15 protein-coding genes and 1 pseudogene are annotated in these 17,972 nt (G+C 64.4%); 14 read left to right on the forward strand and 2 right to left on the reverse strand.

The window, feature by feature from the left end; genetic code table 11:
- A partial coding sequence (locus F0Q45_RS17075) for a GntR family transcriptional regulator (RefSeq protein ID WP_149655062.1) occupies positions 1-593 on the reverse strand: 593 nt, incomplete at its 3' end.
- 147 nt (positions 594-740) lie between these two features.
- Here F0Q45_RS17075 and fadD5 point away from each other — a divergent pair.
- From fadD5 to F0Q45_RS17145, 14 genes are all read left to right on the forward strand, one after another.
- Entirely contained in the window at positions 741-2,390 is a 1,650-nt protein-coding gene (gene fadD5 / locus F0Q45_RS17080) for a fatty-acid--CoA ligase FadD5 (protein WP_149655063.1), read from the forward strand.
- A 215-nt stretch (positions 2,391-2,605) separates the two neighbouring features.
- Complete coding sequence (locus F0Q45_RS17085) at positions 2,606-3,409, forward strand: MlaE family ABC transporter permease (RefSeq protein WP_149655064.1); 804 nt, start codon at positions 2,606-2,608, stop codon at positions 3,407-3,409.
- 1 nt (position 3,410) lies between these two features.
- A complete protein-coding gene (locus F0Q45_RS17090) occupies positions 3,411-4,280 on the forward strand; it encodes an MlaE family ABC transporter permease (RefSeq protein ID WP_149655065.1) in 870 nt (289 codons plus the stop codon).
- A gap of 4 nt (positions 4,281-4,284) precedes the next feature.
- Positions 4,285-5,589 (forward strand): MCE family protein, encoded by a 1,305-nt coding sequence (locus F0Q45_RS17095; protein ID WP_149655066.1) that lies wholly within the window; start codon positions 4,285-4,287, stop codon positions 5,587-5,589.
- On the forward strand, positions 5,586-6,626 hold the full coding sequence (locus F0Q45_RS17100) for a virulence factor Mce family protein (protein WP_149655067.1): 1,041 nt from the start codon (positions 5,586-5,588) through the stop codon (positions 6,624-6,626). Before F0Q45_RS17095 ends, F0Q45_RS17100 begins: the two co-directional genes overlap by 4 nt.
- Positions 6,623-8,188, forward strand: a complete 1,566-nt coding sequence (locus tag F0Q45_RS17105) for a virulence factor Mce family protein (protein WP_149655068.1) — start codon at positions 6,623-6,625, stop codon at positions 8,186-8,188. Before F0Q45_RS17100 ends, F0Q45_RS17105 begins: the two co-directional genes overlap by 4 nt.
- Complete coding sequence (locus tag F0Q45_RS17110) at positions 8,185-9,780, forward strand: virulence factor Mce family protein (RefSeq protein WP_149655069.1); 1,596 nt, start codon at positions 8,185-8,187, stop codon at positions 9,778-9,780. The genes F0Q45_RS17105 and F0Q45_RS17110 overlap by 4 nt, the downstream gene beginning before the upstream one ends.
- Entirely contained in the window at positions 9,777-10,946 is a 1,170-nt protein-coding gene (locus F0Q45_RS17115) for a virulence factor Mce family protein (RefSeq protein WP_149655070.1), read from the forward strand. The genes F0Q45_RS17110 and F0Q45_RS17115 overlap by 4 nt, the downstream gene beginning before the upstream one ends.
- Positions 10,940-12,496 (forward strand): virulence factor Mce family protein, encoded by a 1,557-nt coding sequence (locus tag F0Q45_RS17120; protein WP_149655071.1) that lies wholly within the window; start codon positions 10,940-10,942, stop codon positions 12,494-12,496. Before F0Q45_RS17115 ends, F0Q45_RS17120 begins: the two co-directional genes overlap by 7 nt.
- On the forward strand, positions 12,466-13,266 hold the full coding sequence (locus F0Q45_RS17125; protein WP_149655072.1) for an Mce protein: 801 nt from the start codon (positions 12,466-12,468) through the stop codon (positions 13,264-13,266). The genes F0Q45_RS17120 and F0Q45_RS17125 overlap by 31 nt, the downstream gene beginning before the upstream one ends.
- A complete protein-coding gene (locus F0Q45_RS17130) occupies positions 13,263-14,240 on the forward strand; it encodes an RDD family protein (protein WP_149655073.1) in 978 nt (325 codons plus the stop codon). Before F0Q45_RS17125 ends, F0Q45_RS17130 begins: the two co-directional genes overlap by 4 nt.
- On the forward strand, positions 14,237-14,791 hold the full coding sequence (locus F0Q45_RS17135) for a mammalian cell entry protein (RefSeq protein WP_149655074.1): 555 nt from the start codon (positions 14,237-14,239) through the stop codon (positions 14,789-14,791). The genes F0Q45_RS17130 and F0Q45_RS17135 overlap by 4 nt, the downstream gene beginning before the upstream one ends.
- The gene (locus F0Q45_RS17140; RefSeq protein ID WP_188112998.1) at positions 14,758-15,516 is read left to right on the forward strand and encodes a mammalian cell entry protein; all 759 of its coding nucleotides are present in this window, start codon (positions 14,758-14,760) and stop codon (positions 15,514-15,516) included. The genes F0Q45_RS17135 and F0Q45_RS17140 overlap by 34 nt, the downstream gene beginning before the upstream one ends.
- Before the next feature lie 21 nt (positions 15,517-15,537).
- Entirely contained in the window at positions 15,538-16,245 is a 708-nt protein-coding gene (locus F0Q45_RS17145) for a YoaK family protein (protein WP_149655075.1), read from the forward strand.
- A gap of 229 nt (positions 16,246-16,474) precedes the next feature.
- Here F0Q45_RS17145 and F0Q45_RS27825 read toward each other — a convergent pair.
- Positions 16,475-17,972 (reverse strand): annotated as a pseudogene (locus F0Q45_RS27825) (hypothetical protein); the annotation flags it as partial.

Below are 17,972 nucleotides of genomic sequence, written 5' to 3' on the forward strand. Positions count from 1 at the left end.
CGACGCAGCGCGGCTATCAGCTGCCGATGATTGTCGACCGTGGCCGCGCCCCAGTGCGGATCAGCGGCAAACACCTGCGCCGGCATGTACCGCGCGGCATTGAGGAGAAACCAGGCCAACTTGATCCGGCGGCTCGCTTGGTTGAAGACCCGATGGAACGAAAACTCGAGCGAGGCGATGTTTTCCGCATCCCCGGCCACGACAGCCGTCGCCAGGGCAGCGTTGATGTGATCGAGCTCCTCGATCTCGACATCGGTAATCCGCATGGTGGCCGCAGCGGCAAGCTCTTTGGCGATAGTGGCTTGCAGCCAGAAGATGTCGTCGATGTCCTGGCGGGTCAACGGCAATACGACGTGACCACGGTGTGGCTCCAGCTGCACCATGCCCTCGCCGCGCAGCTTCAGCAGTGCCTCACGTACCGGGGTGATGCTGACCCCGAGTTCGGCTGCGGTCTCGTCGAGGCGGATAAACGTTCCCGGACGCAAGGTGCCCGACATGATCGCCGTCCGAAGATGCCCTGCAACTTCGTCGGACAACTGCGCCCGGCGTAGCGGCCGCCGGCTTCGTGGCCGGGCGGATAAGGGGGCGTTCATTCGGCCTGCCAGGACTTTCAGGGGCTCGGCGGAACATTGCAGGTCTTGTTTTGCGGCCGCTGAGCCCGTTAATGTGACCCAGACAACACCATGTTTTATCAAATATCAGTCTGACGCAAGCGGTGCGCAAGTGAAGGGACTGCATAGTTGACCGCGCAACTGGCCAGCCATCTGCCTCAGGGCGCGCCCGCCCCGGAGCAGCCCTATCTGGCTCGCCGGCAGAACTGGGTCAACCAGCTTAAGCGGCATGCCATGATGCAGCCGCAGGCTACCGCGCTCAGGTTCCTGGGCCGCACGACGACGTGGTCTGAGCTGCGTCATCGGGTCACCGCGCTGGCTGGCGCGTTAAGCCGCCGCGGGGTGAGCTTCGGCGACCGAGTGATGATTTTGATGCTCAACCGCCCCGAGTTCGTCGAGTCCGTATTGGCGGCCAACATGCTAGGGGCCATCGCGGTCCCACTGAATTTCCGGCTGACCCCGGCCGAAATCGCCTTCCTGGTAGAGGACTGCGCACCGCGGGTGATCGTCACCGAATCGGTACTGGCTCGGGTCGCCCTCGCGGTGCGTGACATCGCGCCGCTGGTGAACACCATCGTGGTAGCCGGTAGCTCAGCTGATGACGCCGTGGTCGGTTACGACGACCTGATCGATGAGATAGGCGAGCCCGAGGGGCCGGTCGACATCCCAAACGACTCGCCGGCCCTGATCATGTACACCTCGGGCACCACGGGTCGGCCCAAGGGTGCGGTACTGACCCACACCAACCTCAGCGGCCAGGCGACGACCGCGCTGTACACCAGTGGCGCCAACATTAACAGCGACGTCGGTTTCATCGGGGTTCCGCTGTTCCATATCGCCGGGATCGGCAACATGCTGACCGGGATGTTGCTCGGCCGCCCCACGGTGATCTATCCACTCGGCGCGTTCGACCCCGCGCAACTGCTTGATGTGCTGGAGGCAGAAAAGGTCACCGGCATCTTTCTGGTGCCCGCGCAGTGGCAGGCGGTGTGCGCCGAGCAGCAGGCGCGACCCCGGGAACTGAAACTGCGGGTGATGTCATGGGGTGCCGCGCCGGCGCCGGATGCTTTGCTGCGCCAGATGTCGGAAATCTTTCCCGGAACGCAGATTCTGGCTGCTTTCGGCCAAACCGAAATGTCTCCGGTCACCTGCATGCTGCTCGGCGAGGACGCGATCCGCAAACGCGGCTCTGTCGGCAAGGTGATTCCTACCGTCGCCGCCCGCGTGGTCGACGACGCGATGAACGACGTGCCCGTCGGCGAGGTGGGTGAAATCGTCTACCGCGCACCGACATTGATGACCGGCTACTGGAACAACCCGGAGGCCACCGCGGAGGCGTTCGCGGGCGGCTGGTTCCACTCCGGCGACCTAGTGCGCATGGACTCCGACGGTTATGTCTGGGTGGTGGACCGCAAGAAGGACATGATCATCTCCGGCGGAGAGAACATTTACTGCGCGGAGGTGGAGAACGTGCTGGCCAGCTACCCCGGCATCGTGGAAGTCGCGGTCATCGGCCGGGCCGACGAACAGTGGGGCGAGGTGCCGGTCGCGGTCGCCGCTGTAACGGACAACCCCCCTCGCATCGAAGACCTAATTGAGTACCTAAACGAGCGGCTGGCGCGGTACAAGCACCCAAAGGCCCTGGAGATCGTAGACGCACTGCCGCGCAACCCCGCTGGCAAGGTGCTGAAAACCGAACTGCGTTTGCGCTACGGAGCGGCCATCCGCTCCGAAAACGGTTCTGCTTCAAAGTCATTAAGAACAAGAGAGGAAAGCTGATCAGGCAAAAAATGTTCGCTGGGTGTTCACGAGGGGTTAATTGTGCGGATGCAGTTCACACGTCGACGACCATCAGGTACATTCCTGTGGTCCGCGTTACTGCCTGCGGGTAAAGGGCCGCTGGTCACACACCTAGGGATGGCGCAAGGAGGATGCGTGCGACACGTTCGGCCGCGATGCCGTGCCACGCGCGGTCCCGTCATGAGGGGGTTGCGATGACCACTTCGACGCGTCCGCATCTGGTGGGCTACTTGCGCGATCAGCTGGAGACTCCGCTGACTATGGTTGGCGGATTCTTCCGGATGATCGTGTTGACCGGCAAGGCGCTATTCCGTCGGCCCTTCCAATGGCGCGAGCTCATCCTGCAGTGCTGGTTCGTCATGAGGGTTGCGCTGCTGCCGACGATCATGGTTTCGATCCCGCTGACCGTGCTGCTGATCTTCACTCTCAACGTTTTGCTCGCTCAGTTCGGCGCGGCCGATATCTCGGGCGCCGGCGCGGCGCTCGCCGCGGTCACCCAGCTTGGTCCGCTGACCACCGTGCTGGTGGTGGCCGGCGCCGGGTCGACCGCCATCTGCGCCGATCTGGGTGCTCGGACCATCCGTGAAGAAATTGACGCCATGGAGGTTCTGGGTATCGACCCCATCCACCGATTGGTGGTGCCACGGGTTATTGCCGCGACCGTGGTCGCCCTCCTGCTCAACGCGTTGGTGATCACCGTTGGTCTGGTCGGCGGCTACCTCTTCGGGGTATATCTGCAAAATATTTCCGGCGGCGCCTACCTCGCCACGCTGACCACCATCACCGGTTTGCCGGAGGTGACCATCGCCATGATCAAGGCGGCGACGTTCGGCCTGATCGCCGGCCTGGTGGGCTGCTACCGCGGGCTGACCGTGCGCGGCGGCTCCAAGGGGTTGGGGACCGCCGTCAACGAGACGGTAGTGCTGTGTGTGGTGGCGTTGTACGCGGTCAACGTCATCTTGACCACCATCGGTGTGCGCTTCGGGACGGGGCACTGACATGTCGACCGCCGCCGTACTACGCGCCCGCTTCCCGCGGGCAGTCTCCAATGTCAACCGTTACGCCGGCGGCGTCACCCGCGGCCTCGACGAGTCGGGACGCCTGGCTTGGTTCATCGTGACCAGCCTCGGGCAAACAGTGCACGCGCTGCGCTACTACCGCAAAGAGATGCTGCGGCTCATCGCCCAAATCGGCATGGGAACCGGGGCAATGGCAGTGGTGGGCGGCACCGCGGCGATCGTCGGTTTCGTGACGCTGTCCGGCAGCTCGCTGATTGCCATTCAGGGCTTTGCGTCATTGGGCAACATCGGTGTCGAGGCGTTCACCGGCTTCTTCTCGGCGCTGGTCAACGTGCGTATCGCCGGCCCGGTCGTCACCGGCATCTCGCTGGCGGCAACGGTGGGCGCCGGTGCCACGGCGGAGCTGGGCGCAATGCGGATCAGCGAGGAAATCGACGCCCTGGAAGTGATGGGCATCAAGTCGATCTCCTACTTGGCGTCCACTCGGATCATGGCTGGGCTGGTGGTGATCATTCCTTTGTACTCGCTGGCGATGATCATGTCGTTCCTTTCTCCGCAGATCGTCACCACGTTGTTGTACGGACAGTCGACGGGCACCTACGAGCACTACTTCCGCACGTTCCTGCGCCCCGACGACGTGTTCTGGTCATTCTTGGAGGCCATCATCATTGCGGCGATCGTTATGGTCACCCACTCCTATTACGGGTATAACGCCGGCGGTGGACCTGTCGGCGTCGGTGAAGCCGTCGGACGCTCGATGCGCTTCTCGCTGGTCTCGGTGAATGTTGTTGTGCTGTGTGCCGCGTTGGCGCTCTACGGCGTCAACCCCAACTTCGCATTGACGGTGTAGTGCTATGACGACGCCCGGGAAGATGAACAAGGTCAGCGATCCGCCGTACAAGATCGCCGGTCTGGCGCTTTTCTTGGTCGGCCTGCTGATACTCGCGTTGGTGTACTTGCAGTTTCGCGGCGATTTCACGCCCAAGACCAAGCTGACGATGTATTCGGAGCGGGCCGGGTTGGTCATGGACCCGGGCTCGAAAGTCACCTACAACGGAGTCGAGATCGGTCGGGTCGACAGCATCTCGGAGATCTCGCGCGACGGCAAGCCGGCCGCAAAATTCATCCTGAATGTCTACCCGAGGTACCTGCCGCTGATTCCGGAGAATGTGGATGCCCAGATCAAGGCGACCACGGTGTTCGGCGGCAAGTATGTTTCTTTGACCACGCCGAAGAATCCGTCGTCGAAGAAGCTTACGGTCAAGAGCGTCATCACAGCCTCGGCGGTGACGACGGAGATCAACACGGTATTCGAGACCATCACCTCGATCGCCGAGCGGGTGGACCCGGTCAAGCTGAACCTGACGCTGAGCGCGGCCGCGCAAGCGCTGACCGGATTGGGCGATCGGTTCGGACAATCCCTGGTCAACGCCAACGCGATCCTCGACGACATCAACCCGCAAATGCCGCAAGCCCGCCGCGATATCCAGCGGTTGGCGGCTCTTGGCGACGTCTACGCCAAAGCCTCGCCGGACTTGTTCGACTTCCTCGACAACTCGGTGCCCACCGCGCGCACCCTCAACCGCCAGCAACGCGACTTGGATGCCGCATTGCTGGCGGCGGTCGGGTTCGGCAACACCGGCGCGGATGTATTCGGCCGGGGCGGCCCGTATCTGGCGCGGGGCGCCGCCGACCTGGTGCCCTCCGCTCAGCTGCTCGACACCTACAGCCCGGAGCTGTTCTGCACCCTGCGTAACTACCACGACGTCGAACCCAAGGCCGCCTCCTTCCTCGGCGGCAACGGCTACTCCCTGAACAGCCATAGCCAGATATTGTCGGCGCTGGGCTTCCTGTTGAACCCGACATCGCTAGTGCCGCTGCTGTTTTCCCAGGTCGGCCTGCTGGGTGCGCAAGTTGTTGGCGGGGCACCGAATCCCTACATCTATCCGGACAATCTGCCGCGGGTCAACGCTCGCGGTGGGCCTGGCGGTGCGCCGGGCTGCTGGCAGCGAATTACCCGTGATTTCTGGCCGGCGCCGGAATTGGTCATGGACAGCGGGAACAGCATCGCGCCCTATAACCACTTGGAGGTCGGTTCGCCCTACGCGATCGAATACGTCTGGGGCCGTCAAGTAGGGGACAACACGATCAATCCATGAAAATCACCGGTACTGCGCTCAAACTCGGCATCTTCTCACTGGTGCTGCTGCTCTTCAGCGTGATGATCATCATCGTGTTCGGTCAGCTCCGGTTCGACCGCACCACTGGCTACGCCGCGGAGTTCAGCAATATCAGCGGCCTGCGGGCCGGTCAATTCGTCCGGGCCTCCGGGGTGGAAATCGGCAAAGTCAAGTCCGTATCGTTGATCGACGGCGGCAAACGGGTTCGGGTGGAATTCGACGTCGACCGGTCGATACCGCTCTACCAGTCGACGACTGCGCAGATCCGCTATCTCGACCTGATCGGCAATCGCTACCTGGAGCTCAGGCGCGGTGAGGGCGAAGGATTCGATCGGATCATGCCGCCCGGTGGATTCATTCCGATGGCCCGAACATCGCCGGCATTAGACCTCGACGCACTAATCGGCGGCTTCAAGCCGGTGTTTCGGGCGCTGGACCCGGACAAAGTTAACACCATCGCCTCCGCGCTGATCACCGTGTTCCAGGGTCAGGGCGGCACCATCAACGACATCCTCGACCAGACCGCGCAGCTGACCACCCAAATCGCCGAGCGCGACCAGGCGATTGGCGAGGTGGTCAAGAACTTGAACACCGTCTTGGACACCACGGTGCGCCATCGCCAGGACTTCGATCAGACCGTCAACAACTTGGAGGTCCTGATCACTGGGCTCAAGGACCACAAAGATCAGCTGGCCAGCGGGATCGCACACATCAGCAACGGCGCCGGAACAGTGGCCGAGCTGTTGGCCGAGGACCGCGCGCTGCTGCACAAGACCATCAACTACCTGGACGCAGTGCAGCAGCCGCTCGTCGATCAGCGCGCGCAACTCGACGATTTCCTCCGTAAGGTGCCGACCGCGCTGAATTCGATTGGGCGCGCTATCGGCTCCTACGGAGACTTCGTCAACTTCTACTCCTGCGACATCAGTCTCAAGATCAACGGTCTGCAGGCTGGCGGGCCGGTCCGCACGGTCCGGCTGTTCAACCAGCCGACGGGTAGGTGCACGCCGCAATGAGAACACTGGAACCGCCTAACCGGTTACGCATCGGGCTGATGGGCATCGTGGTGACGCTCATCATCGTCGGCGTAGGCCAAAGTTTCACCAGTGTCCCGATGTTGATGGCGAGACCGAGCTACTACGGGCAGTTCACCGACACCGGCGGAATCGGCAAGGGCGACAAGGTGCGCATCGCCGGTATGGACGTCGGCAAGGTGGAGGGCCTGTCGATCGACGGTGACCACATCTCAATCGAATTCTCCATCGGCACCAACACCATCGGCACCGAAAGCCGGTTGGCGATTCGAACCGACACCATCTTGGGCAAGAAAGTCCTCGAGATCGAGGCGCGCGGCAACCAGCCGTTGCGCCCCGGCGGCACGTTGCCGCTGGGTCAAAGCACCACTCCCTACCAGATCTACGACGCGTTCTTCGACGTCACCAAGGCGGCCACCGGATGGGACATTGACACGGTCAAGCAGTCGCTGCATGTGCTGTCGCAGACCGTCGATCAGACCTATCCGCACCTCAGTGCCGCGCTCGATGGTGTGGCAAAGTTCTCCGACACGATCGGCAAGCGGGATGTCGAGATCAAACACCTGCTGGCGCAGGCCAACCAGGTTGCCAGCATCCTAGGTGACCGCGGCGCGCAGCTGGACCGGCTGTTGGTGAACGCCAAAACTCTGTTGGCCGCGTTCAACGAACGCGGACGCGCCATCGACGCGCTGCTGGCCAACGTCGCCGCCTTCTCGGCCCAGGTGCAAGGACTGATCAACGACAACCCGAACATCAATCACGTGCTGGAGCAGTTGCGCATCGTCAGTGACGTCCTGGTCCAACGCAAAGATGATCTTGCGAACGGGTTGCTTATGGTCGGTGCGTTCCTGCCGTCGCTGAACGAGTCCATCGCGTCGGGCCCGTTCTTCAAAGTGGTCATTCACAACTTGGTCCCGGGGCAGATTCTGCAGCCGTTTATCGATGCCGCGTTCAAGAAGCGCGGCCTGTCACCGGAGGATTTCTGGCGCAGCGCCGGGTTGCCGGAATACAAGTTCCCCGACCCCAACGGCAGCCGATTCCCCAACGGTGCGCCGCCGCCAGGGCCGCGTGTGCTAGAAGGCACCCCGGACCATCCCGGGCCGGCGGTACCGCCCGGATCACCGTGCTCCTACACGCCAGCGGCCGATGCGCTGCCCCGGCCCGACAACCCGCTGCCCTGCGCGGGCGTGTTGCAAGGCCCCTTTGGTGGTCCCAACTTCCCCGCACCGCTCGACAACCTCGAGGTATCGCCGCCGAACCCGAACGGCCTGCCGCCCACGCCGGGAATCCCGATCGCCGGGCGGCCGGGCGAACCGGCCCCGGACGTGCCCGGTACCCCGGTGCCGATGCCGCCGGATGCACCTCCTGGTGCCCGCACCGAACCACTGGGGCCGGCTGGCCCGACGGCGCCGCCATCAACGTTCGCACCGGGGCTGCCGCCGGGTCCCGCGGCACCGGCAGGGCCCGGACCGCAGTTACCCGCCCCGTACATCAACCCGGGCGGGACCGGCGGTAGCGGTGTGACGGGAGGTAGCCAGAATTGAGCACCGTCTTTGACATCCGCAATCTGCGGCTACCGAAGATGACGCGGGCAACGGTGATCATCGCGACGCTGCTGGTGGTGCTGGCCCTGGTCGCGTTGTTCGTCGGCCGCGAGCTGTATCAGAAACTGACCAACAACACCGTGACCGCCTACTTCCCCGCCGCGAACGCGCTATACCCAGGCGACAAGGTGCAGATCATGGGTCTGCAAGTGGGCAAGATCGACAGCATCGAGCCCGTCGGGGACAAGATGAAGGTCGTTTTCCACTACCAGAATAAATACAAGGTCCCGGCCAACGCTTCGGCGATCATCCTCAACCCGACGTTGGTGGCGTCGCGCACCATCCAATTGGAGCCACCATACAAAGGTGGCCCGGTGCTGGCCGACAACGCCGTGATCCCGATCGACCGCACCCAGGTGCCGGTGGAGTGGGACGAGCTGCGCAACAGCATCACCAACATCATCGACAAGCTGGGCCCCAGTCCGCAGCAGCCAAAGGGCCCCTTCGGTGAGGTCCTCGATTCGTTCGCATACGGGCTGTCCGGTAAGGGCAAGCAAATCAACACCACGCTCGATAGCCTGTCGCGGGCCCTGACCGCGTTGAACGAAGGTCGTGGCGACTTCTTCGGGGTGGTGCGCAGCTTGGCGCTTTTCGTCAACGCGCTGTACCAGGACGACAAGCAGTTCGTGGCGTTGAACCAGAATCTGGCCGACCTCACCGGTCGGCTGGCAAGCTCCGACCGTGCCCTCTCCGATGCGTTGCAGCAGTTCGACAGTCTGTTGACGACGATCCGGCCGTTCCTGAACGAGAACCGTGAGGTATTGACCCACGACGTCAACAACCTGGCCGAGGCCACCAACACGCTACTTCAACCGGAGCCCCTGAACGGTTTGGAGACCGCCTTGCACGTCTTGCCGACCGCCGCGGCCAACGTGAACCAGATCTACCACCCGGCCCACGGTTCGGTGGTAGCCGTTCCGGAAATCACGTCCTTCGCCAACCCGATGCAATTCATCTGCAGCTCGATTCAGGCCGGTAGCCGGTTGGGTTACCAGGAGTCCGCCGAACTTTGCGCGCAATACCTGGCACCGGTGCTGGACGCGATCAAGTTCAACTACTTCCCATTTGGGGTGAACTTCTTCAACACCGCCGAGATACTGCCCAAGCACGTCGCTTACTCCGAGCCGCGCCTGCAACCCCCTAACGGTTATAAGGACACCACCGTCCCGGGAATCTGGGTGCCGGACACGCCGTTGTCCCATCGCAACACCCAGCCGGGCTGGATCGTCGCACCGGGCATGCAGGGACAGCAGGTGGGACCGATTACGGCTGGTCTGCTGACTCCGGAATCGCTGGCCGAGCTGATGGGCGGCCCCGACATCGAGCCGGTCCAATCAACATTGCAAACACCGCCGGGTCCGCCGAACGCGTACGACGAGTACCCGGTGCTGCCGCCCATTGGCTTGCAAGCTCAGGTGCCGATCCAGCCGCCACCACCCGGTCCAGAAGTGATTCCAGGCCCGGTTGCGCCGACACCGGCCCCGGCGGCGGCAGGCGCACCGCTGCCCGCTGAGGCAGGAGCGGGTCGATGAACACGAAGACAGTGTTGAGGGCGCTGCGCCACCGGGCCGGGCAGGGACTGGTTTTGTTGCTCGTCGCGCTGGTGCTCAGCTCGTGCGGTTGGCGGGGAATCGCCAACGTGGCTGTTCCGGGTGCTCCCGGCAGCGGGGCTGGCTCGTACACCGTCTACGTGCAGGTACCGGACACCTTGGCGATCAATGGCAACAGCAAGGTAATGGTCGCCGACGTCGCTGTCGGGTCGATCCGCGACATCAAATTGAAGAACTGGGTGGCAACCCTGACCCTGGGCATCGAAAACGGCGTCAAACTGCCCAAGAATGCCACTGCGAAGATTGGGCAGACCAGCTTGCTGGGTTCACAGCATGTGGAGCTGGCCTTCCCGCCGAACCCGTCGCCTGAACTGCTCAAGAACGGCGACACCATACCGCTGAAGAACTCGTCTGCCTATCCCAATACCGAGCAAACGTTGGCTAGCATTTCGCTGATTTTGCGCGGTGGCGGCATCCCGAACCTGGAAGTGCTGCAGAACGAGGTCTACAACATTTTCCATGGGCGCGGCGACCAGATTCGGGGCTTTCTCACCCGGCTGGACACCTTCACCGACCAGCTCAACCAGCAACGCGATGACATTACCCGCGCTATCGACTCCACCAACCGTTTGCTGGTTTACGTGGGGCGGCGAGCAGACGTCCTGGATCGAGTGCTGACCGAGCTTCCGCCGGTGATCAAACATTTCGCCGACACGCGCGACTTGCTGATCAACGCCGCCGACGCGGTGGGGCAGCTCAGCCAGGTCACCGACCAATACCTGTCGGAGGCGCGCGGACCTCTCTATACCGATCTACAAGCCCTGCAATGCCCATTGAAGGAACTCGGCCGCGGCTCGCAGTATCTGATCGGTGCGCTGAAGCTGATCCTTACCCAGCCGTTCGACATCGACACTGTTCCGAAGCTTTTCCGCGGCGACTATCAGAACGTGTCGGCGACAATTGATGTGACGTTCAGCGCGATGGACAACGCCGTGCTGACCGGCACCGGCTTCTCCGGAGCCCTGCGTGCGCTCGAGCAGTCGTTCGGGCGCGACCCGGAGACGATGATTCCCGACGTGCGCTACACACCCAACCCCAACGACGCGCCCGGCGGGCCGCTGGTAGAAAGGGGTGACCGACAGTGCTGACGCCCTTCATCAAACGCCAGTTGATCCTGTTCGGGACCCTGACCGTGGTATCGATCCTGGTGCTGGGTGTCTATTACCTTCAGGTTCCCACCCTGGTCGGTATCGGTCGGTATGAGCTCAAGGCAGAACTGCCAGCATCGGGCGGCCTGTATCCGACGGCTAACGTGACCTACCGCGGCGTCACTATCGGGAAGGTCACCGATGTTGAGCCGACCGCCACAGGTGTCGAGGCGACGATGAGTATCGACAGCCGCTACAAGATCCCGGTCGACGCGTCAGCGAACGTACATTCGGTGTCGGCTGTCGGTGAGCAGTTCTTGGACCTGGTTTCGACCGGCAACCCTGGCAAGTACTTCTCATCGGGGCAGACCATCACGAAGGGCACCGTGCCCAGTGAGATCGGGCCGGCACTGGACACGGCCAACCGGGGGCTGCAGGCGTTGCCCGCCGACAAGATCCCCGTCCTGCTCGATGAGACAGCACAGGCAGTCGGCGGTCTGGGTCCTGCCCTGCAACGACTGGTCGACGCCACTCAGGCGATCGTCGGAGATTTCCGCAACCAGATCACCGACGTCAACGACATCATCCAGCACTCAGGTCCGATCCTGGATAGCCAGGTGAACTCAGGTGACGCGATCGAGCGTTGGGCGCGCAACCTCAATACGTTGGCGGCGCAGACCGCACAACGGGACCAGAATCTGAAAAGCATTCTGTCGCAAGCTGCGCCGACTGCCGACCAGGTCACCGAGGTCTTTACCGACGTGCGTGACTCGCTGCCCCAGACGTTGGCAAATCTCGAGGTGGTGTTCGACTTGCTCAAGCGGTACAACAAGGGCGTCGAGCAGGTGCTGGTGTTCCTGCCGCAGGGGGCTTCGATCGCGGAGACCGTATCTGCGCCTTTCCCGAATATGGCAGCACTTGACCTGGCGTTAGCGATCAACCAGCCACCGCCATGTTTGACCGGCTTTATTCCGGCGCAGCAGTGGCGTTCTTTCGCGGACACCACTTTGCAGCCGTTACCGCAGGGCACCTACTGCAAGATTCCGATGGACACGCCGGCCAACAGTGTGCGTGGGTCGCGCAACATTCCATGTGTTGACGTCCCGGGGAAGCGAGCAGCGACGCCGAGGGAGTGCCGGGACCCGAATCCGTACGTTCCGCTGGGAACCAACCCCTGGTATGGCGATCCCAACCAGCTGCTGACCTGCCCGGCGCCTGGGGCGCGCTGTGACCAGCCGGTGAAGCCGGGCTTGGTGATTCCGGCGCCGTCGGTGAATAACGGCATGAACCCGGCACCGGCCGACCGACTGCCCCCGGGCGGGTCGCCACCGCCAGTGAGCGACCCGCTGCAGCGGCCCGGTTCGGGTACCGTGCAGTGCAACGGACAACAGCCCAACCCCTGTGTCTACACTCCGGGCGGACCGCCCACCGCGGTCTACAGTCCCCAGAGCGGTGAACTGGTAGGGCCCGACGGAGTTAAGTATTCCGTCGAAAACTCGACCAAAACAGGAGACGACGGATGGAAGGAGATGCTGGCGCCGGCCGGCTGAACCCCATCGAACCGGATGATGCACTGAGCACGGAGGTGACGGCACCGGATTCGGTAGAATCCGGTGCCGGAGCCGACCAGACGAGCAGCGAGGTGACGGCACCGGATTCGGTAGAATCCGGTGCCGGAGCCGACCAGACGAGCACGGAGGTGACGGCACCGGATTCGGTAGAATCCGGGGCCGGAGCCGACAGCGTCGAGCCAGGTGACGGCGAAAGCCCCGAGGAGACAGTCGAGGCTACGCCTGCCGGTCTGGCAGTCGTGCGCCGCCCGTCGCGTCTGGGTCGCCGATGGCTGGTCGGTGTCAGTGCGGCGCTGGTGCTGCTTGCCGGTGGAGTCGGGGCCGGGGGCTACCTGGCGCTGCGCTCGCACCAGGAAAGTCAGGCTACGGCACGCAACGACGCGGCAGCACTTCAGGCGGCGAAAGATTGTGTCGCGGCCACGCAGGCGCCCGACACAAGTGCGATGGCCGCCAGTGAACAAAAGATCATCGACTGTGGCACCGATCAATACCGCTCCCAGGCGGTGCTCTACAGCAGCATGCTCGTCCAGGCGTATCAGGCCGCCAACGTGCACGTTCAGCTGAGCGACATGCGGGCAGCCGTCGAACGCAACAACGCCGACGGATCGGTTGACGTGCTCGTCGCGCTGCGCGTGAAAATGTCCAACGATCAGGCGCAAAACCAGGAAACTGGCTACCGGTTGCGGGTGCGGATGGCGCCTGCGGAGGGCCAGTACAAGATAGCCAGACTTGACCAGGTGACGAAGTGACTTTGGTGGTCGACGAGATTCCGGCCCCGGAGACGTTCCAAGAATCAGCCGAAAAACCTTTGGCGCCATGGTATTTGCGCGCCGGTGCGTTCGCCGTTGACGTGCTGCCGGGTTTTGCCGTGGTGGCGACGCTGGCGTTGGTTTCTTTCACCGTGCCGCCAGACAGCCTGTGGTGGTGGATGTCGGTTTGCCTGCTGAGTTTGGTCGTCTTGCTGATATCGATCAACCGGTTGCTGGTGCCGACCGTCACCGGCTGGAGTCTGGGGCGCGCGCTCTGCGGCATCGCGGTGGCACGGCGCGACGGGAAACCCATCGGCCCATGGCGGTTGCTGGTCAGAGACCTTGCTCACCTGCTGGACACCGTGCCGCTGCTCGTGGGATGGCTGTGGCCGCTTTGGGAGCCCGGACGCCGCACGTTCGCAGACATGCTGCTACACACCGAGGTGCGGTGTGTCGGGTCCAGCGACCGGCTGCCCAAGGTCCGGCGGTGGACAGCGGTGGCGTTGCTCACCGCCGCGGCAGTGTGTCTGGGCGGCGCCGCTGTCAGCTACACAGTGGTGTACATGCGTGCCCAGGCGATAGACCGAACCCGCGCCGAGATTTCAACGCAAGGGCCAAAGCTGGTCGCACAGATGCTGACGTATGACCCAAAGACGTTGCGCGAGGATTTTGCTCGCGCGCAATCGGTGACCACAGACCGATATCGGGGACAGCTGGCCGCCCAACAGGACACGGTGGCCAAAGGCCACCCGGTGCTCAACGAGTACTGGCCGACGGCGAGTTCGGTCCAGTCCGCGACGCCGGATCGTGCGACGATGCTGCTGTTCATGCAGGGTCGACGTGGTGAGCCGCCGGAATTGCGGTACATCAGCGCTACGGTTCGGGTGACTTTCGCCAAGGGGCGGGACAACCGCTGGCGCGTCGACGATCTGACTGTGCTGACCAAACCGAAACCGCCCGGGGATGGAAAATGAGTCCCCGGCGCAAGTTTCACCCCGGTGAGGGACTGCTGCTGGTCGACCATCCAGTACCACCGAAGCGACCGTGGGCTGTGCCGCTTGCGGCTGTGGGCGCCGCGTTGATTATGGCGGCGGCGATCACGGTGTCCAGTTTGATGCTCGTCTCGCACCTATCCCGCGATAGTGCCGCACGGAAGGACCAGGAGGTAGTCAACTACGTGAAATGGTTCATGGGCCAGTTCACCTCAGTTGACCCGTATCACGCCAACGACTACGTCGAGCGGATCTTGGCACAAGCTACCGGGGACTTCGCTAAGCAGTACCACGACAAAGCCAACGAGATCCTGCTTCAGGTCGCCCAGGCCGAACCGGCCAAGGGAACCGTGCTGGACGCGGGACTGGAACGGTGGAACGACGATGGCAGCGCCAATATCTTGGTGGCCACCGAGGTCACTTCCAAGTCACCCGATGGAAAACAGGTCTTCGAGAACACGAATCGCTGGGCTGCCACGGCTAAGCAGGAAGGGAACCAGTGGAAGATCAGCACCCTGCTGCAGATGATTTGACGGACACGACGTCGGACGCCCAACCCCAACCCGACGCCGACTCGACCGCAGCCGACGTTGTCGATACTGAGGTCGCCTCAACGGCTGACCCAGCGCCTTCAGCTGATGCCGGTGAGACCAACTCCGCTGACGTCGTAGCCGACGCTGAGGACGGCGCCGACAAGGCGGCGGCGGTAACCAACCAGCGCAAGGTTCGCCGCAAGATACTGACCGGCAAGCGTGTGGCCGCAGTTGCCGCGCTGACTACCGCGTTGCTTTTCGTCGGGTCGGCCGCATTCGCCGGCTCCACCCTGCAGCCGTACTTGGCCGATCGCGCCACCGTCGCCGTCAAGCTCAAGGTGGCGCGGACAGCGGCGAACGCGATCACCACCTTGTGGACCTACACCCCGGAGAATATGGATAGCCTTGCCGATCGCGCCGCGACATACCTCAGCGGGGATTTCGGGGCCCAGTACCGAAAGTTCGTCGACAGCATCGTTGCGCCGAACAAGCAAGCCCAGGTGACCAACAGCACCGAAGTCACCGGCGTTGCCGTCGAATCGCTGGATGGGCCGAATGCCGTGGCCATCGTCTACACCAATACCACGACCACGAGTCCGCTGACCAAGAACATCCCGGCGATGAAGTACCTGTCGTATCGGCTGATCATGAAGCGGGATCGTGCTCGGTGGTTTGTGACCCGGATGACGACGATCACGTCGCTCGACCTGACGCCCCGCCTCTAGCCGAGCCGGTAGGGGCACCACATGGCCGTTAGCTCGCCCGTCTATCACCGGCTGACGATCGGGGCATTGTTGTTGCTGACCGTCGCCACCGGCTTAGCCGACGCAATCAGCGTGCTAATGCTTGGGCATGTCTTCGTCGCCAACATGACGGGCAACGTGATCTTCCTGGGCATCTGTTTGCTCCCGAAGTCGAAGTCGGGCATCGATCTCACCGCCGGCATAGTGGCCGTCGTCGCCTTCGTCGTCGGGACTGTTATCGGAGGCCGCTTGACCCGGACACTCGGTCATGACCCACGCCGTTGGATCACCACCGCACTGGGCACCGAGGTCTCGGTGCTGGTGACGTTGTCATTGCTGGCGGGCAGCGGGGTGTTGCACTATCACGACAACACCAAGCTGTTCCTGGTCGGCGGGCTTGCGTTGACCTTCGGCCTGCAGAACGCGACCGCGCGGGAGTTCGGCATCCAGGAGCTCAGCACCACCATGCTGACCTCAACCATCGTTGCGATCGGCGCTGAGAGCCGGCTGGCTGGCGGCGCGGGTGGCCGAAATAGGCTGCGCGTGAGTGTCATTGCTGCACTGTGCGGCGGCGCGGTTCTTGGTGCCTTCCTGTCGCAGATTACTGTGGCGCCGGTGTTCGGGCTGGCCGCTGCCGTGATCGCGGTGAGCATGTTGATCTTCCACTACGGTCCGGAGGACCGGAAAACGCCTGAGGCCTTGACGAGTTGAGCGCGCACGATGTACGTGACCCGGTGACACCCTCCGAAGTGGCGTTGTGAGGAGCAAGGCGTCGGGTCTTATGGCCGGCGGACGATTCGCCTTCGTAGCACTTCCCCAGTGCCGCAGTGTGGTGCAGCGGCTGACACTTCGAGTTCGTGATGCCAATCCGGGCGGAGTCGGGTGGCGTTATCGTCGAACGCTTCAAGCGGTGTACGGCGCGGCGCGCCCTCGGCAACAGCTACGCGGGGCCCCCGCTGCCGCCGGCGCCCCCGGCGCCCCCGGCGCCCCCGGTTCCGCCTTCGCCGCTAGGACTGCCGGCGCTGCCAGGGCTCCCAGATAGCCCACTGGTCCCTGGCCCGCCGCTGCCCGAACCGCCGATACCGCCTTCACCGCCACTGCCGCCGTCACCGCCCGTTGCGCCGAAGCTAGAGCCGCCCTTACCGCCACCGCCGCCCTGGCCGCCGACGCCGCCGACATTTCCAGTCCCGCCGCTACCCCCAAATCCGCCAGGCCCGCCAACAGCGCCCGCCACGGAGTAAAAGCCTGTACCGCCGGTTCCGCCGGTGCCTCCCGCCCCGCCTGTTCCGCCGAGCACCGTACCGGCGCCGCCTGTGCCGCCCTCGCCGCCGGGGCCTCCCACCGAGGTCTTGGTACCGAAACGTCCATCGCCGGTCTGGCCAGCACCCCCGTCACCTCCGGCGCCTCCAGGGGCGCCGTAGACGCCGCTGCCGCCGGCGCCGCCTGCGCCACCCGGCCCGCCTTCAGCAAGAATTGGGCCGGCGCCTGCATTGCCGCCGTCGCCACCGCGCCCGCCAGCCTGGGGGGTTTTGGTAGCCTGGCCGGCCGCACCCGGAGTAGAGCCGGCCCCGCCGGCACCGCCGGACCCGCTAGCTCCGGCATCGCCGCCGGCGCCGCCCTTGCCCGGAACAGACTCCAAGCCCAAGCCATCGCCGCCGCGGCCACCGTCCCCCGGAGCGCCGCCGGAACCACCGTCTCCGCCGTTACCGCCGCTACCGTAAGCGCCAGTCTCGCCGTGGGTTGCGGAGCCCCCGGCACCGCCCGAGCCGCCGTTCCCGCCGGCTCCGCCAGCCCCGCCAGAACCGCCGTTGCCGCCGGCAACGAAGGGTTGCTCGCCGTCGGCGCCGTCGACGCCGCGTCCGCCTGTCCCGCCGGTACCGCCCTTGCCGCCAGCACCCCCGGCGCCGCCGTTGCCGGCGTGGGCGCCGCCGGCCCCGCCCTTGCCGCCAACACCGCCGGTTCCTCCGGTGCCACCACCGGAACCTGAATCGCTTGAGTTGATGCCGTCGGAGCCGGTGCTGCCCTTACCTCCGGTGCCCCCGGTGCCGCCCGCACCGCCATCGCCGAATAGTCCGCCGTTGCCGCCGACACCGCCGTTGCCGCCAGTGCCGCTAGGGGCGGTGGGGTCAGCGCTAGTGCCGCCGCTGCCGCCGGTGCCGCCGGTGCCGCCGGCGCCCCACAGCAGGCCGCCCCGGACCCGCCGGTGCCGCCGACTCCGCCGATTCCGCCGTGAGCGCCGGTGAGACCAAGCGCGCCGACACCCCCCGTCCCGCCGGCTCCTCCGATGCCTAACAGTCCGGCGTTGCCGCCGTTGCCGCCGAGCCCGCCGATGATGGCGCCGACTCCGCCCTGGCCGCCGGTGCCGCCGGCGCCGCCGGTGCCCAACAGCAGGCCGCCCTCCCCACCGGCCCCGCCGGTGCCGCCGGTGAGACCCGGCC

The organism is Mycobacterium simiae (genome assembly GCF_008370645.1).
GTDB lineage: Bacteria > Actinomycetota > Actinomycetes > Mycobacteriales > Mycobacteriaceae > Mycobacterium > Mycobacterium simiae_A.

Bases quoted from the DNA above. Each gene is read 5' to 3' on its own strand.
- F0Q45_RS17125 (WP_149655072.1), top strand. From the start codon at position 12,466: ATGGAAGGAGATGCTGGCGCCGGCCGGCTGAACCCCATCGAACCGGAT.
- F0Q45_RS17100 (WP_149655067.1), top strand. From the start codon at position 5,586: ATGAAAATCACCGGTACTGCGCTCAAACTCGGCATCTTCTCACTGGTG.
- F0Q45_RS17145 (WP_149655075.1), top strand. From the start codon at position 15,538: ATGGCCGTTAGCTCGCCCGTCTATCACCGGCTGACGATCGGGGCATTG.
- F0Q45_RS17115 (WP_149655070.1), top strand. From the start codon at position 9,777: ATGAACACGAAGACAGTGTTGAGGGCGCTGCGCCACCGGGCCGGGCAG.
- F0Q45_RS17135 (WP_149655074.1), top strand. From the start codon at position 14,237: ATGAGTCCCCGGCGCAAGTTTCACCCCGGTGAGGGACTGCTGCTGGTC.
- F0Q45_RS17085 (WP_149655064.1), top strand. From the start codon at position 2,606: ATGACCACTTCGACGCGTCCGCATCTGGTGGGCTACTTGCGCGATCAG.
- F0Q45_RS17095 (WP_149655066.1), top strand. From the start codon at position 4,285: ATGACGACGCCCGGGAAGATGAACAAGGTCAGCGATCCGCCGTACAAG.
- F0Q45_RS17090 (WP_149655065.1), top strand. From the start codon at position 3,411: ATGTCGACCGCCGCCGTACTACGCGCCCGCTTCCCGCGGGCAGTCTCC.
- F0Q45_RS17105 (WP_149655068.1), top strand. From the start codon at position 6,623: ATGAGAACACTGGAACCGCCTAACCGGTTACGCATCGGGCTGATGGGC.